The sequence below is a fragment of the Bartonella sp. AP88XZML genome (assembly GCF_042195565.1).
In the GTDB taxonomy this organism is placed as follows: domain Bacteria; phylum Pseudomonadota; class Alphaproteobacteria; order Rhizobiales; family Rhizobiaceae; genus Bartonella.
Genome location: NZ_JBHIOQ010000018.1, coordinates 18,186 through 32,799, shown reverse-complemented (window position 1 = coordinate 32,799; position 14,614 = coordinate 18,186). Strand labels below are relative to the sequence as shown.

Annotated in this window: 11 protein-coding genes and 1 rRNA gene; 9 read left to right on the top strand and 3 right to left on the bottom strand. The window is 35.8% G+C overall.

Going from position 1 to position 14,614, the window contains the following annotated elements; translation table 11 throughout:
- Nucleotides 1–548: 548 nt before the first annotated feature.
- Nucleotides 549–902 (bottom strand): helix-turn-helix domain-containing protein, encoded by a 354-nt coding sequence (locus tag ACFIK2_RS01445; RefSeq protein ID WP_375636854.1) that lies wholly within the window; start codon nt 900–902, stop codon nt 549–551.
- Nucleotides 903–2,096: 1,194 nt separating this feature from the next.
- On the opposite strand from ACFIK2_RS01445, the gene ACFIK2_RS01440 reads away from it, so the two are divergent.
- Together ACFIK2_RS01440 and ACFIK2_RS01435 are read left to right on the top strand one after the other, a co-directional pair.
- Entirely contained in the window at nt 2,097–2,942 is an 846-nt protein-coding gene (locus ACFIK2_RS01440) for a TIGR01459 family HAD-type hydrolase (RefSeq protein WP_375632877.1), read from the top strand.
- On the top strand, nt 2,942–3,943 hold the full coding sequence (locus ACFIK2_RS01435; RefSeq protein WP_375610591.1) for a bifunctional riboflavin kinase/FAD synthetase: 1,002 nt from the start codon (nt 2,942–2,944) through the stop codon (nt 3,941–3,943). The genes ACFIK2_RS01440 and ACFIK2_RS01435 overlap by 1 nt, the downstream gene beginning before the upstream one ends.
- A 2,111-nt stretch (nt 3,944–6,054) precedes the next feature.
- On the opposite strand, the gene ACFIK2_RS01430 is transcribed toward ACFIK2_RS01435, so the two are convergent.
- Nucleotides 6,055–6,384: a TIGR01244 family sulfur transferase gene (locus tag ACFIK2_RS01430; protein WP_375632881.1), complete on the bottom strand. Its 330-nt coding sequence runs from the start codon at nt 6,382–6,384 to the stop codon at nt 6,055–6,057.
- Between the two features lie 996 nt (nt 6,385–7,380).
- On the opposite strand from ACFIK2_RS01430, the gene parA reads away from it, so the two are divergent.
- The 7 genes from parA to ACFIK2_RS01395 all read left to right on the top strand — a co-directional run bounded on the left by parA (nt 7,381) and on the right by ACFIK2_RS01395 (nt 14,070).
- Nucleotides 7,381–8,010, top strand: a complete 630-nt coding sequence (gene parA, locus ACFIK2_RS01425; RefSeq protein WP_273790968.1) for a ParA family partition ATPase — start codon at nt 7,381–7,383, stop codon at nt 8,008–8,010.
- A complete protein-coding gene (locus tag ACFIK2_RS01420) occupies nt 8,007–8,237 on the top strand; it encodes a plasmid partition protein ParG (RefSeq protein WP_273790969.1) in 231 nt (76 codons plus the stop codon). The genes parA and ACFIK2_RS01420 overlap by 4 nt, the downstream gene beginning before the upstream one ends.
- A gap of 1,089 nt (nt 8,238–9,326) precedes the next feature.
- The gene (locus tag ACFIK2_RS01415) at nt 9,327–9,596 is read left to right on the top strand and encodes an EexN family lipoprotein (protein ID WP_375676822.1); all 270 of its coding nucleotides are present in this window, start codon (nt 9,327–9,329) and stop codon (nt 9,594–9,596) included.
- A 46-nt stretch (nt 9,597–9,642) separates the two neighbouring features.
- The gene (locus ACFIK2_RS01410; RefSeq protein ID WP_375634767.1) at nt 9,643–9,807 is read left to right on the top strand and encodes a hypothetical protein; all 165 of its coding nucleotides are present in this window, start codon (nt 9,643–9,645) and stop codon (nt 9,805–9,807) included.
- A gap of 942 nt (nt 9,808–10,749) precedes the next feature.
- Nucleotides 10,750–10,983, top strand: a complete 234-nt coding sequence (locus ACFIK2_RS01405) for a hypothetical protein (RefSeq protein WP_375632887.1) — start codon at nt 10,750–10,752, stop codon at nt 10,981–10,983.
- A 2,323-nt stretch (nt 10,984–13,306) separates the two neighbouring features.
- On the top strand, nt 13,307–13,495 hold the full coding sequence (locus ACFIK2_RS01400) for a hypothetical protein (protein WP_375632889.1): 189 nt from the start codon (nt 13,307–13,309) through the stop codon (nt 13,493–13,495).
- Nucleotides 13,496–13,665: 170 nt separating this feature from the next.
- Nucleotides 13,666–14,070, top strand: a complete 405-nt coding sequence (locus ACFIK2_RS01395; protein WP_375676821.1) for a flagellar protein FlgN — start codon at nt 13,666–13,668, stop codon at nt 14,068–14,070.
- 407 nt (nt 14,071–14,477) lie between these two features.
- On the opposite strand, the gene rrf is transcribed toward ACFIK2_RS01395, so the two are convergent.
- A 5S ribosomal RNA gene (rrf, locus tag ACFIK2_RS01390) occupies nt 14,478–14,592 on the bottom strand.
- Nucleotides 14,593–14,614 lie beyond the last annotated feature (22 nt).

Here is a 14,614-nt window from a genome sequence, read left to right as displayed (position 1 = left end):
GGTTTGAAATGAGAGAATCTTACGTTATTCGAGCCTCTCAATCAACATACAAAACAGTGAATTATCATTATAAATCAATGTTTGCCTTATGATAGAGTTGGTGTAGCATTGAGATTTTAGAGGAAAAATATGCCTTTAAGACTTTATAACAGATACTAAGTCTTTAATAGCAGGTATATTAAATGTACATCATTTAAAATAAATAGAGCGTCCATAGAGAAAAGGGGGGCCGCTCTTTAAATACGGATAAATACTTATTCTGTTGTGCTGTAAAACGCTATTGTTTGCGGGTGTGGTGATATAAGACATAAAACTTTATACATGGGGTGTTTTGATAAGAGAGTGTGATGAATATTCAAGGGAGGGCTTGTTTATATAATTTTGTGAAAGGAACCATATGAAATGGGAATCTGAGAAGGAGCTATTTTTGAGAAGGCGGATCGTTTATCAACCGGTTTGAGGAGGGGGGCATCCTTTTGGGGTGTGGGGAGAAAGACAAGAATAGGGTGTGTAGCACTTTATAGCTATGCTTTTAAAGCGTTTTAATTTTAATCACAAATTAAGTTTAAAATCGCTTTCTGCTTGACAGATGTGAGGACTCTAAAACTTTTTAAAAGCAAATATTCCTCTTTGCTCGAGGCGATTTCATCATAATGGTACGGGGTGTTGTCTTTTTTGATGATATCAGTGTAAAAAAAGGCAAGTGGAACATTCAAAATATCGGAAATTTCCTTTAAACGCCCTGCGCTCACGCGATTTAAGCCTTTTTCATATTTCTGGATTTGTTGGAAAGTGACACCTAAATGATGCCCTAATGTTTTTTGAGACATTTTTAGCACTTTTCGCCTAAAGCGAATTTTTTTGCCTACAAAAAGATCAATATTAAGATTTTGAGCTTGCATTTTCCCCCTCCAGGTGCGAGCGCCCTCGCATTGGTATTCCGGGAGCTTGAAAACACTGAACCCTAGTCAGCATTTTGCTTTTAGTGCTTGGAGCACCTGGACATAGCAAAATCTCCCGGAATTCCGGGATACCCACATAGTGGGTTTATTTTTACGCTAGGGTTTCGGGTTTTCAAGACCCCTTTTGATCGTTGCGTATGCGATCAAAACATTTTTCGATTCATAAAGTAATTTTAGGAGATTGGCAATAAAAATAGTTTTTCTTGAGACGGATAGATTTTTTTAAATAGGAGGTTGTTTGCCTTTCAAAGTTTTAAGGTTTGCTTACTCAACTCATGACATCAGATATGCATTTTACGAAGGTAAAGCTTGGTTTTTAAGCTCAAGGCACCGCTTACGGTGCTGTCCTTAACCAATAATCAAAATGACTTGTTTTGATGCGTCTGAGATATCATGATGATAGGGGAAAGCTTTTATGAGTAAAGAGCCCTCATGCAAAATAAACTCAAAACATTATAGATCTTATTGTTGTATGTTCACATGTTTGTTTTAGAAGATATTTCTCAATGTTAGCGCCTATTTTACAATGGTGCTTCGTAAAGTATGTAGCGTAAAAGCCTCTATGAATGGGATAAAAGCTATATTGCTATCTTTACTGAAAAAAAGATGCTCGGACGGCACATACTCTCTGCCAGTTCAAAATATTACGACAGTTTTTGCCTTGAAAGGGAGCATAAGAGCTATTTTTTCTTTCTTCACGTGTTTTTATCTGTACGCTCTCTGCTTATAATGTGTAAGCGAAAAGGTTTTGATTGATTCAATATAAACAAATTTGAAATGAGAAAATATATTGGGCTTTCTCATGATGCATGTTTTTAAGAGGGGGATACGTTTATTTTCTCAGTGAAGAATTTGAGTATTTTAGATAAAAAACTCTATCAACGTCGTTGTTGTTAGAATTAAAATTTTTATGAGAAAAATGAGCATTGGGGAATGATAAGCTTTTGCTATCAAGCATTTTAGAATTTTGCACAACTTAATGATAACTTAGTTATTTTATCATTTCTTATGATCTCTATAGACGATAAAAAGTTGGGATATGGTTTGAGAAAGCAGATGACACAAGTATTATCTTTCGGTAAGTAGTTTTGAAGTAAAAGACAGCTTTAAATGACAAATAGAGATAGGTGCTCCATGAATGAACTTACCCATATTGAGACTATTATAGCGCATTATGATGCTGTTTTTTGTGATGTGTGGGGTGTTGTGCATAACGGTGTACATGCATTTGAACCAGCGTTGAAGGCGTTGTATAAAATCCGACAAATGGGAAAAACTGTCATTTTATTAACCAATTCTCCTCGGCTACGGGAAGATGTTGCTGCTCAATTACAAAGCATGAATGTTCATAGCGACTATTATGATGCCATTATCACTTCAGGGGATGTAACGCGCGATCTTATTCAGACTGCTCCACGTAAAGTTTTTTTCATTGGTTCACAACGTGATTTGGTGCTGTTTGAAGGGTTAGAGTGTGAATTTGTTGAAGAATGGGAGGCTTCTGTTGTCGTCTGTAGCGGTTTTCTTGAAGATTTTGACGAAGAACCCTCTGCTTATGAGGAGATGTTTCGTCGCATGCGGTCGCGGAATTTACCTTTTATTTGTGCGAACCCAGATGTGATTGTCCATTATGGAAATAAAGAATTTTGGTGCGCTGGTGCATTGGCTCGTCTTTATCAACAATTAGGGGGGGAAGTGCGCATTGCTGGAAAACCTCACGCGCCTATTTATGAATGTGCCTTTGAAAAACTTCAAAAAATACGGGGAACAGTAGAAAAAAGTAAAGTTTTAGCTATTGGTGATGGTCTTTTAACGGATATTAAGGGGGCGGCTCACTTTGGTCTTGATGCCCTTTATATTATGGGGGGGATTCATCATTATGATTATACGCAAAAGGGTGTGGTTGATAAGCAAGCTTTGCATTCTTTTCTTGAACATCATGGTTATAAACCACAAGCAATCATGTGGGCACTTCAGTAATGACTAATTTTTTGCGTCTTCAGGGAATTCATATGTTTCCCTCGGCTTGGCGGGGAGCAGTGTTGGCACTTGGAAATTTTGATGGTGTTCATTGTGGGCATCAGGTGGTGTTGCAAAAAGCACTTGATTTCGCGCGTATAAAAAAGAAACCATCTGTTGTTTTAACGTTTGAACCCCATCCAAGAAGTTTTTTTCAACATTCAGCTCCTGTCTATCGTTTGACAGAGGCAGCTGAAAAAGCTGAAATTTTTAAAACCCTTGGTTTTGACGGCGTGATTGAACAGCCCTTTGATGCACAGTTTGCCGCTCTTTCAGCGGACGAATTTATTAAGTCGTTTTTAAAGGAAGTTTTTGATGTTTCAGTTGTGGTGACAGGCGAAAATTTTCAATTTGGTCATCAGAAAAGTGGAAATGTACATCTTCTTTGCCAAAGGGGAGAGAAATATGGATTTGAGGTTGTGCAAGTTCCTTGCGTTGCTCGTCCTCAAGAGTCACAATCTTTGATCATTTCCTCGAGTTTTATTCGGCAACTTCTCTCACAAGGGGAAGTGGACAAAGCAGCCCATTTGTTAGGGTATCACTATCGGATACGCTCCAATATTATTCAAGGTGAAAAACTTGGACGTCTTTTGGGATTTCCTACCGCTAATCAAATGTTGCCTCCCCAAGTTCGTTTGGCTCATGGTGTTTATGCGGTACGTTTGCGTCGTGCGAACGGTGTTTTGTATGATGGTGTTGCAAGCTTTGGTTGTCGTCCAACGGTTGTTAAGGATGGGGCGCCCCTTTTGGAAACCTATTTGTTTGACTTTAACGACGACCTTTATGGGGAAAGCTGTATCGTTTCTTTTTTCCAGTTTTTGCGAGGACAAGAAAAATTTGATGGGCTTGAACCTTTGATTGCGCAAATGCATCGTGATGAAAAAAAAGCAAAAGAAGTTTTAAAGACAGTACAACCATTATCAACGTTGGATAGGCTGCTTACTTTTAAAAATATGTCCTAAACTGATCTGAAAAAGAGAGAAGAGCTGTAAAAATAGCACTTAAAGTGATTATAATCACAAAGATATATTCCAAAACATCGTGGAATATATGTTTTTTCCGTTGTTGAGAGGGAGAATCGAATATCTGAAGATCTGATTTTGGCATCATTTTTTTCAAAGTTAACTTTATGGTTTTTGTTGTCATTCAAAACTTTACTGCTTGTTTCTTTCTGATCCGTTAAAACTCGTCATAAAAGATGCAGTAAAGAATAAGCAACCAGCCTATTTAGCAATAATAGACGTGAAGAAGGAGAAAGGCTGTTTTTAAAATTTCTTGCGATTTTAAGCTTATAGTTTGATAAAATTTAATTGATGACTTTTTTTATTTTAAAAGGTTATTGTTTCTTTTTTCTAATTTGGCTTATTATGTCATTTATGCCGTATCATCGTTTATGATGAGAGTTGGTTCGTGTAACCTTACGCATGTGATATTTTGTATTATGTAATGAATATTTTTAAAAAAGTTTTGTTTGTCGAGTCTTGTGAAGAAGATCAGTGGTTAGCAGCAGTTTTCGTGCTAACCAATCACGTAAACGAGAATGAAGCTGCTGGAAAATGCTTTAAGTTTCGTTTCTCTTGTATATTGTGATGGGGAATGCATATTAAGGAGACTGCGATTGATTGTAGATAAAAGAAATCATTGCGAGAAAGCAGGTGTATTGTTTCAAAATTTCTAATGCTTTTGATGGATAAAGGCACAATTTTGTTGTCGTAACACGTCAATCTTTCAGATTTTCAAGTTAAAAACTATCCATATATTTCCTTTGTCTTTCACAAATGTAAAGCCTATAATGCAAAGAAAAGGCAGTCTTGTAAGGATATGAAAACACAAAGCCAATAATGTTTTGTTGTTTTTTGATAGAAGTATTGGATAAAAGTTAGAACATCTTTCCAATCTATGTTCGGCCTATTCATGACTTTATGGTGTTGTTTTTCTCATAAAACTTTTTCTTTAGTGTTCCTCAATGCGAGCAGTATGTTTGAGATAAAGATTAAGGCGCTTTAGTCCTCTCTCTACTGTTACAGCTTTTGTATACCAGATGGGGAGAGTCTATTGCTATATTCATTTGGATAATCTCTGAAACCGGTTTACAGCCTTATTGGGGAAAAATATGAAGTTATAAAGGGGAAAATCAGTCCAGATGACAGTCTTTTTTAAATTCGGCTTTGCTACTTTCAAAAGCGTCCAGAGCAATATCTCTTAAATCATGAAAATAACAGTTTCAGGCTTTTGTTGTTCTTTGAATAGGATATCAGGTCCCACAGGTAAAATAAAATGCTGGAATATCCTTGTTTTGCTAATTTATGCACTTCTTTTAAAGAAATATCTCTCAACGCTTCTCATATTCATTTTCATGATGGCTCTCATGAATGGTATCTTGAAAGCTCCGTTGAGCGCTATCATCTTTATGCCTAATAAAAGAGCAATCCGACACCACCAGTTATATTGACAAGCCTTCAGTGTTGTACAGTCTTGGCTATTTGAGAGCGTTTATGAGAGTTTGTTCTTAACTCGTTTTATTTCACACGAATACTTCCTGCTTGTGACATGCAAGAAACACGCTTTTGATTGCTTCACTATAAATAGACTTGAGAGAATCTTACGGCATTAGGATTTCTCACTCAACGTGCAAAACAATTAATTGTTATAAATCAATATGTTGTAGTTAACCATAGATTATGGCTTACGGCTTTTTTTATAAAATACTCTGCATGCCTTTTATTCGGAATATGGGGTTTTCTTAGTGGTTTTACTGTCGTTTTAGGTGTCTGTGGCGTACGAATGAGCTCGTATTGGTAAAGGAAGAGAAAAAGAAAGTGGAGCAGTGATAAAAGGTGGGGTAAAAATAAATTTTCTTGATCATCATATGAATTTTCACGCATTTTTATGGCTTCGGGTGTGTATGCTCGTTGTATATTGAGGAGCAAAGCTTGTTTGTAGAGTTTTATGAAGTGGCAAGCCAAGGGAAAGGTGCAAGACAAAGATTATTGACAGATTGTTTTTTACAAATCGATGTGTATTTAAGAATCTTCGTCTTTTAAGGTGCGGAGGAAGTGTGTGAACCCTCTGTTTAAAGACGCGCTAAACGATAAAGATGCAGCGAGCGTGCTCCGTGATGACAATAGGCAAGAAGAGGCAGAGAGGCTGTTTTTAAAATTGTTTGCATGGCTTCAACAGCTGACTTTTCTATAGTTGGAGGAGAAATGGGAATGTGATAGGCTTTTATGCCATATTCATTTGCGACCGTTTTAATGCTAGAAAAGTCAGGTTGATGGAGCTCTTCGTGATCGGGGCGGTTACAGATAATTGTTTTAAAACCAGCTTGTGCCAATGTTTTGATATTTTCTATGCTAATTTGGGCGCTGATAAAAATATCAGGTTCAATTTGTTGTAAATTCATTTTTATTTATTCCCAATTGCACGATCTTCACGATGCCCTCTGGTCTAGTATATAGAAAGAACATAATGAAGGTAAGTTTTTCAGTGGCATCTTAACAAAAATATTCTTTTTGTCGAGAAGATCTATTTGGGAAAAATGAGCTGTAAGATGCAAAATATCTCATTCCGCAACATGTTCGTTATGCGATCTTATAAAAGATGGATGTTTGGTCTTTATGGATAATCTATAGTGTTTACTCAGCATAGACATTTCATTGTGTTGTTTGTTTACGCGCTTGCTAGAGGTATCCTTACTTTTCTTAAGCCCATTTTACTCTGTCGAGAGTCAAAGAGTATAAAATTCATGGATCACCACCCTTTTTACACTTATGAAGCAGGAAGTCGGCACCATTATTATATTTTCCAACCCCCAATATTGTAATAGTTCTTGGTACTTGAGATTCTGCATAAGAAGCATTTTAATCCTTTCTTGTACAGTTTTTACTCACACGCTAGCCCCGCTTGTATGTACAAGAGATATGATTTTGATTAATTTAATATAAGAGGCATGAAATGAGAGAATCTTCCTGATTTCAGCTCTCTCATTCAACGTACAAAACAATGAATGCTTCTTATAGTTTGTTGTATATTCAGAGTGGAGCTTATTTGTAGAGTTGCATTAAGTGGATTGCATGAAGGGAGAAGCCCAAATGGCAGGCGCGAGATAAGAAACTGGATCATTTACATAGCATTGTTCACAGATCGACATGGATTTAAGAATCTTCGTTTTAGGGTGGGGGGGGAAGAAGAGCATGCCTCTTTTAAATTTATTTTGTTATTTTCAAGAATATCATCTTCATAATGTTTTGCTCATGTTAAAGAATATTATAAAAAATTGCGGGCTATTGTTATTTATCCTAAAAATGGGAAAAATGGTTATTTTGCACGTATTGGATGCTTGTTTCTTTTATTACTTTCTGTATAATCGTAAAAACGATAATGCTGAAAGGCGTAATAAATGATCATTGGACTTTTGAATCAAAAGGGAGGTGTCGGAAAAACGACATTGAGTGTTAATCTTGCGGCCAGTTTTGCGCGTACCGGTGCACGGGTATTGCTTATTGATGTTGATCCACAGGGGAGCGCATTGGATTGGGCTGCTGCGCGTGAAGATGCACCTTTGTTTTCGGTTATTGGTTTACCGCGTGCAACGGTTCACAAAGAGATTACACAGATTGGTCATGGTTATGATCATATTATTATCGATGGTCCTCCGCGTGTAACTGATCTTGCTCGTAGTGCTCTTATGGCTTCGGATTTGGTGCTTATACCTGTTTTGCCTAGTCCCTATGATATTTGGGCAGCGGATGGAATTGTAAAGCTGATTGACGAAGCACGTGTTTATAAAGAAAATCTTAAATCTGCTTTTGTCATTAATCGTAAAATCGTCAATACAGCGATAGGGCGTGATGTGAACGAAGCTCTTGGCATATACCCCGTGCATGTTCTTTCTTCTAGCGTTGCGCAGCGTGTGATTTTTGCAGAAGCAGCAGCACAGGGGAAGGCGGTTTATGAAGTTGATAAGCAAGGACCAGCAGCAGCAGAGATTGAAGCGGTTGCAGCGGAAATCAAGGAGTTAGCGCGATGAATAAAAAAATTAAAATCGGCACAAAACCAACGAATAAATCAATTCCTTTAACAGCGGATGCATGGGTAGGAAGCCACAAAGGGAGCATGAGTGGAGGGATGAAGCGCCTCACGATTGATATACCAGAAAGTTTGCATCGGTTGATTAAGGTCAGTTGTGCAAGTCGTGGAACTAAAATAGCTGATGAGGTCCGCGAATTGCTTTCACAAAAATACGGAAAAGTGTAAAAAATGATACGATAATTTCGTTGGTTTGAGTGCTTTTTCTAGATATGATATCGATTGTTTTTATACGAAGTTAATAATAAAAGCGCTCTTCTTTTTTCACGATAGTTGCTTCATTTAAGTTGTTTTTCATAAGGTTCTGTATCATCTCATGAAAGAGCTATGAGTTTGCGAAAAATTCTCCATTTCAAATTTTTCCCTATAAATGTGATAATCATCATACTACTTGTCATCTTATATCTCTAGATGAATAGATAAGTTTATTCTTCCATAAAAATTATCTTGATAATGATTTTAAACATCAGGTTATTTTTGTTTATTTTACTTAATACATAGGTAAATAATATAATTAAGAGTAGCGTTGATTATTTTTTTCTGTTATGCAGCAATCCATTTTATTAAATTATATTCATGTTTATAAAGGGGGGATAAAAATAAGTAAAATTTACTGATATTGACGCGCTATAATTTATTCCTAATAAACAAAAGAAGTCATTGAGTATACTATAGACAATATTTCTTACATTTATATGATTTTATAGTCTTAAATAGTTAATGCCAGTCGTAATGATATGCAAGACAATAGGCTTTTTTCTTTAATTGGAATGTATAAGATTGCTTGTTTAGCATTTCTATTGGCTTTTAAAAAATACAGGGGGACTTAAAGCTTTCTTTCTTTTCCGGTGGTTTAGAAATGATAAGAGTGCAATTAGTTGACTAAAAGCTGTATTCTTTCGTTTGCAGGGAATTTGCAATGGGTATAGGCATAACGAATTTTGGGTAAGATATTCGTACTGTTTCTCGTTACCAAGAGGTTCTTGAAGGAAAAGAAATGATTAAAAAGCTTTTTGAGAATGTCAAGATATCAGAATTTTTACTGAAGTTTTAACACTTCAAATACAAAGAGCTGCCGTGCAGATAATGTTACAAATGCAAGTCTGATAAATGAAAGAGGCTCTTATGATTTAACATGTTTGCGTTGGAAGTGTACGTATTTGCAAAGGAAAATTAGACGCAAGGTCACAATATAGGAGGGGATGTGAATCCAAAGATATTGTTAATAAAATATAAAACAAAGAGAGGGGTTAAATCATGAACAAGATCATTATAACAGCGCTACTGCTTTGCGTGGGACTTGCTGTTACTGGTTGTGAAAAAACTTATAGCGTATCGGAATTTAAGAAGGATCCCAAATTACTCGAGCAATGGGCAATGAAATGCATGATATCAGAGGATTTAGATTCTCAAAATTGTAAAAACGCAGATAAAGCGTATCGTGAAGTTCATGCCCGAGATTGGCCTGGTTCAAGCTTTGTACATGATGACGAGAAAAAAACTGAAGAGAAAAAGGAAGGGAATTAAATCATGAATAAAGTCATTATTACAGCATTACTGGTTTGTACTGGACTTGTTGTTGCTGGTTGCGAAAAAAACTAAATTTAAGAAAGATAAAACATTACTCGAAGAGTGGGCAAAAAAATGTGAAAAGCTGGATCAATCTTCTATGGAGAAATCTAAAAATTGCCAACATGCCAGACAAGCATATATGGAACTGATGTTTGGCATTAATTAAAAACATACAATTCAATAAATAAGGAATTGTTTAGTTCTTGATTCTATTACGTTTTTAGGCTCTCTCTAACTTTTAGAGAATCTTTTTATGGCTTCAAGAATTAGTCGTTTACGATCAGTACTCTTTGTGTAAACGGATGCTATACTGTCATTGTTAAGCCCAAAAGTGCTTTCAATTGTAGATAGTATTGCCTCCCAATGAGTTGTTATGTGTTACTGCTAATTTTTTAATGTTTTGGTTACATGTATTTAAAATATTGAGATTAAATCTATCTTTGGGGTGTTTTTTTTGCGTTTATCACAAATAAATGTTTCATCACACTAAGATCGTCTTTAAGTGTTGCGGCTAATTTCGGAAAAATTAGGAGGAAACATTTGTTTGGAAATTACTTTCTCTGTTTTAATAAAGAGAAAAACATTCTGAATAGAATTATTATCGTTTCATACTCAAATGTTTTTCTCAAACTATTTTTAAAAAATTTCTTTTGATTTGAGAATATTATAACATTAGTTAAGTTGTGAGACAGTTTTGCTAGGACGGTTTTGCCGGATGTGTGAGGAATTGAGCGCTCTCCACATCTTTTCATTTTTCTCCTCTCTCTTTTCTGAGTTTACAAGGGTTTTCCTTGTTATTTTTTTATCTTGATTGTGTCGTGATATTATCATGTTGAGCGGTGGAGCTCATATAAAACTTTACGTATGAGGTGTTTTTTGTTCTCGAGCGTGTGATGAATATTTTTCTAAATAACACTTTGATTTATAAAAATGATTTAATTATTTTATGCTGAATAAGGATCTCGAATATAGTAAGCTTCTCTTATTCCAAATCTGTTTTCGGTTGAATTAATTAAAACCATCTTCTTGCATGGTACAAGCGGGGAGAGCCGTGTAGATAAAAACTGTTGGAGAAAGAAGTAAAAATGCCTCTTATAAACGATCTCAAGTGCTAAAGGTTATTGCAACATTTGGGGCTGGAAAAGTGTGTGATGCTGCTGGTTTATTCTCTCATAAGGGTAAAGATGGTGTTCAATGGATTTATCATAAGCTTCATGAAATATTATCCTTTAGGATTGTGAGATGCCCTGAAGGGGGAAGCAAAAGGAACTTACTCAATAAGGAGACAAATTATTTACAGATCGGATCTGGTAGAAAATTTCGTTTTTTAAGCTGGGGATGAAGTTGAGATTCAAGATAGCGTGAAAAGATGGACAATGATGGTTAAAAATGCATACAAAAAGCAGAGTTTACACCTCAAATAGTTGCAAGCGATGTTTGAAATTGGGTGTGTGGTTTATCTGTAGAATTAAAATTTTTCTTTGATCTTATGTGAAATTAAGATGCTTATTTGCACAGATTACAATAAGCCAAGAGAGTATGCTTAGTATATTTCTATTACGAGAACTAAAATAACAACAAAAGCATTGATGGTGATAATCAAGGTTGAATAAAGCATAGCGGCTTTTACGAGATCAGCCATAAAAACCTCTTTCTGTTCTTTTTGAGGTGATTTTATGAATAACAATATGTTACAATCTGTAATATATTGCTGATACAACATATTCGGCAAGCTTAAAATTGTTTCTTTTTTTATAAAAGCTTAAGGAGTTGGAGTATTGTGAATCCTAAAAAAAGAAAGCTTTAAAAGGACTATTGATTGATTTTGTAAGTTTTGTGTTGCTGGAAACTTTTTTATCCTGTTATGCTATAAAGCACTGTCATTTATAACGGTAATATAAGACATATACGTTTTCTTGGAACGTTTAAGTATTTTTTAGTGTACGATGAATATTCGTAGGTTTATTTGTTGAGCCTTTCGTTTAAGTGAATCAGATGAGGGGAAAGTCAAGAGAAGAGCGTTTGACAAAGATTCGGACTGCGTACAGAGCCGATTGAGTTAAGATCTTAGTTCTTTAAGGTGAGCGGCGGAAGACAAAAATGTTTTCTGATCGTTTATCTCATAGCAAGATTGGTTAATGCTGCTCTAATGGGGCATGTTTTGCACAAAAGTAAAGAACGCTCCAAAAGAAATATACTTATGTTGTATATTAGTATATTTGTATTGCATATTTATGTACTTGTTTTAAAGAAATATCTCTTAACGCACACGAAAGACATTTTACGATGACATTCGTAAATGGTATAACGGTAAATGTGAATAGTATAACAGTAAAGCTCTCATGAAATAATATAAACTTTGAATAATATAAAAATCTATAAAATGCTATCATCTTTATACTTATGAAAGAGCAAGTCACAATCATCGTACGCTTGCTTCCAATGTTTATTATAGTTCTTGGCATTTGCTAAGGTTCATAAGAAGTCTTTTTCTTTCAGCGTATTTTATCAACACATCAGGGCGTTGTTTGTGATGTGCAAGCAAGTGATTTTAATTTATTCAACATGGAATAGATTTGAAATGTGATGATTATGAAAGAGAAGAGCTGCATTTAAAAGGTTGAAAACGAGAGAAAGATCGTAAACAAAAATTGTACCTTGATTATAAAATGATTGTTTCTCTGTTTTTATACCAGTAGCACATGTAAAGTCGCGATATTAAGAGCAAACTGTGTTATGGAATGAAATAATCTGTAAGAAGATGCTGTGAAAATTCTGAAAATATCAATGGGGGGAGCGTTAAGCATTATGCATTGGATAATATTTTGATTTATAGATGATAATCTATCGTTATTCAACTTGAATTAGATTCCTTAATACTGGACATTTTTTCATTCCAAATCTGTTTCGTGGTGAATTAACCAAAACAATGTCTTTTGCAGTTACAAGCAGGGAGCTCCCATGCGCAGAGAAATTGTACAAGAAAGGCCATGCTTTATGAACCGTCTCAAGTGTCAAGAGTATCAGAACATAAGGGGGTAGCAAAATATATGATGGTGCTAGCTTGCTTCTTTTATTAAGCGTAAAGATGGAAAATACTCAATGGATTTTATACATGTCATGGGAGATTTATCATTATACCATTCATGCATTCATGGGCCGCGGCGCGAAATAGGCTTGGGTGCACTTAAGAGATGTTTCTTTAAAACAAGCGCGTGAATATGCGATTGAAGACGTATCGAACTGATTGGCTAAGAAACTCTTGAAAAGGTTCAAAAAATCTTATATAGTTGTTCATTGCAAAGAAAAGCGAATGATAATTTAAAAAAGGAAGATTGATGGCTGTTTAGCTATTTTAAGATGTCTTTTTATATTGCTGTGTGGCTGATCTGTTCAAAAGAGCATTCTTTTTGTGTTTTATGCGAAATACTGCATGTGTGCAGAAAGAGCATGGGAGAGGGGGTGTCCTTTTGAATGGGTGCAAACTGATCTTGTCTGGTGCCATCTTATGGGGCGCCAGAAGGTGTAAAGTTTTAGTGCAGAGAGAGCCATAAGGTTATGGAGGGTAAAATGCTGCTATTGGTAAAATGCTGAAATTTTTAATGGGCTTAAGTCTTTAATATGCTGCAAGATAGGCTGCGGTTTTTTGTCGGCAGGTAGTTTTTGTGGCTGAAGTTCTCGTGAAAGCATTGTTATTTTCTGTTGAAGATGAGCTCGTGATAAAATCGGCAAGGCGAAATAGACAGAGCAAATATGGAAGTTTCGATATTGCTGTAAGGTTTAAGTTTATAGCGTTTTTATGGATTAGTATAGCCGCAATGATGGTTTTGGAGCAAAGCAAGAAAAATATTTGAGAGAACGCGTTGAAAGTTCAAGTGGTATACGCTTTGAAGGATTGTCGTGCTGTTGTTTGAGCAATGTTTGCACTACGAGCTTGGTTGAGTGTATCAGCATTGAAGAGAACCTGTTTAGTCTCCCTCATTTGAAAGTAAGATTGAACAATAGTGTTGAAGGGGAAGTAAAAATGTCTGTAGTGCAATATGGTGATGATAGTTTTGTGGCAAAAGCAAAAGTTCTTGATAACAACCTTATTGATCGTGATTGGGCGATGACAAAATTTGTTGCTGCTGTTAAAGGATTAGCTCAAGTTGTTGATTATGAAAGCAATATGCTAGAGAGTAGTGGTGTTCCAGATTACGAAGAAATAAATTTGCGTAAAATACGTGGTTTGCGTGATCTTAATAAATCCATGAGTGATGTGAAGCGCTATATGAATCAAGATATTGAGCATGAGGTTGAAAGTTTGTTGTCTGATTTACAAGAAAAATTACAGCGTAATAGTGAATTACTTCAAACACATTTAAATGCAGTTAATGATCTTTCTAGAGCTATACAGCTATCTGGACGTGCAAAAGAAATAGAGGAATAAATTCAAATCTGATTAATACGGGCTGTTTTAAGTAATGACAATGATTAGGTAGGGCAGTTGATTTGGGTAAATAGTGCGTTTAGTGAGTAGACTTGTTTTAAGCGCATTTTGGTATTTAAATTATTATCCTGATGTACTGTAAAACGCTGTTCTTAAAACAGTGTTTTTTAAGGTATCGTGATGTGAACCGCATGCTGTGGGAAGCTGGCTGGAAGAGAACTAAGAGAAGGCGGATTATTTACAGAGCATTGTTTGCAGACTGAGTTAATAGGGAGAGCTTCATTTTTTAGTTTAGGGAAGGCGATTAAGAGAATATTTAGACCAGCCTGTGATGCCTTAAAAACAGCTTCCTTGGGGGTGTGGTAATGTAAGGTTTATATATTGAGTCTTTTGCTTGCATTTAGCAGATCTGGCGGCGACTTACTCTTCCGTGCCTTAAGGCAAAGTACTATCAGCGCTGGAGTGTTTCACGGCCGAGTTCGGGATGGGATCGGGTGCGTTCACTCCGCCATAACTATCAAGTCAGCAAAAAGCATGAATGATG

Excerpts from the sequence above, each read along its gene's own strand:
- ACFIK2_RS01445 (WP_375636854.1), bottom strand. The coding sequence starts at position 902 with ATGCAAGCTCAAAATCTTAATATTGATCTTTTTGTAGGCAAAAAAATT.
- parA (WP_273790968.1), top strand. The coding sequence starts at position 7,381 with ATGATCATTGGACTTTTGAATCAAAAGGGAGGTGTCGGAAAAACGACA.
- ACFIK2_RS01420 (WP_273790969.1), top strand. The coding sequence starts at position 8,007 with ATGAATAAAAAAATTAAAATCGGCACAAAACCAACGAATAAATCAATT.
- ACFIK2_RS01415 (WP_375676822.1), top strand. The coding sequence starts at position 9,327 with ATGAACAAGATCATTATAACAGCGCTACTGCTTTGCGTGGGACTTGCT.
- ACFIK2_RS01440 (WP_375632877.1), top strand. The coding sequence starts at position 2,097 with ATGAATGAACTTACCCATATTGAGACTATTATAGCGCATTATGATGCT.
- ACFIK2_RS01435 (WP_375610591.1), top strand. The coding sequence starts at position 2,942 with ATGACTAATTTTTTGCGTCTTCAGGGAATTCATATGTTTCCCTCGGCT.
- ACFIK2_RS01395 (WP_375676821.1), top strand. The coding sequence starts at position 13,666 with ATGTCTGTAGTGCAATATGGTGATGATAGTTTTGTGGCAAAAGCAAAA.
- ACFIK2_RS01430 (WP_375632881.1), bottom strand. The coding sequence starts at position 6,384 with ATGAATTTACAACAAATTGAACCTGATATTTTTATCAGCGCCCAAATT.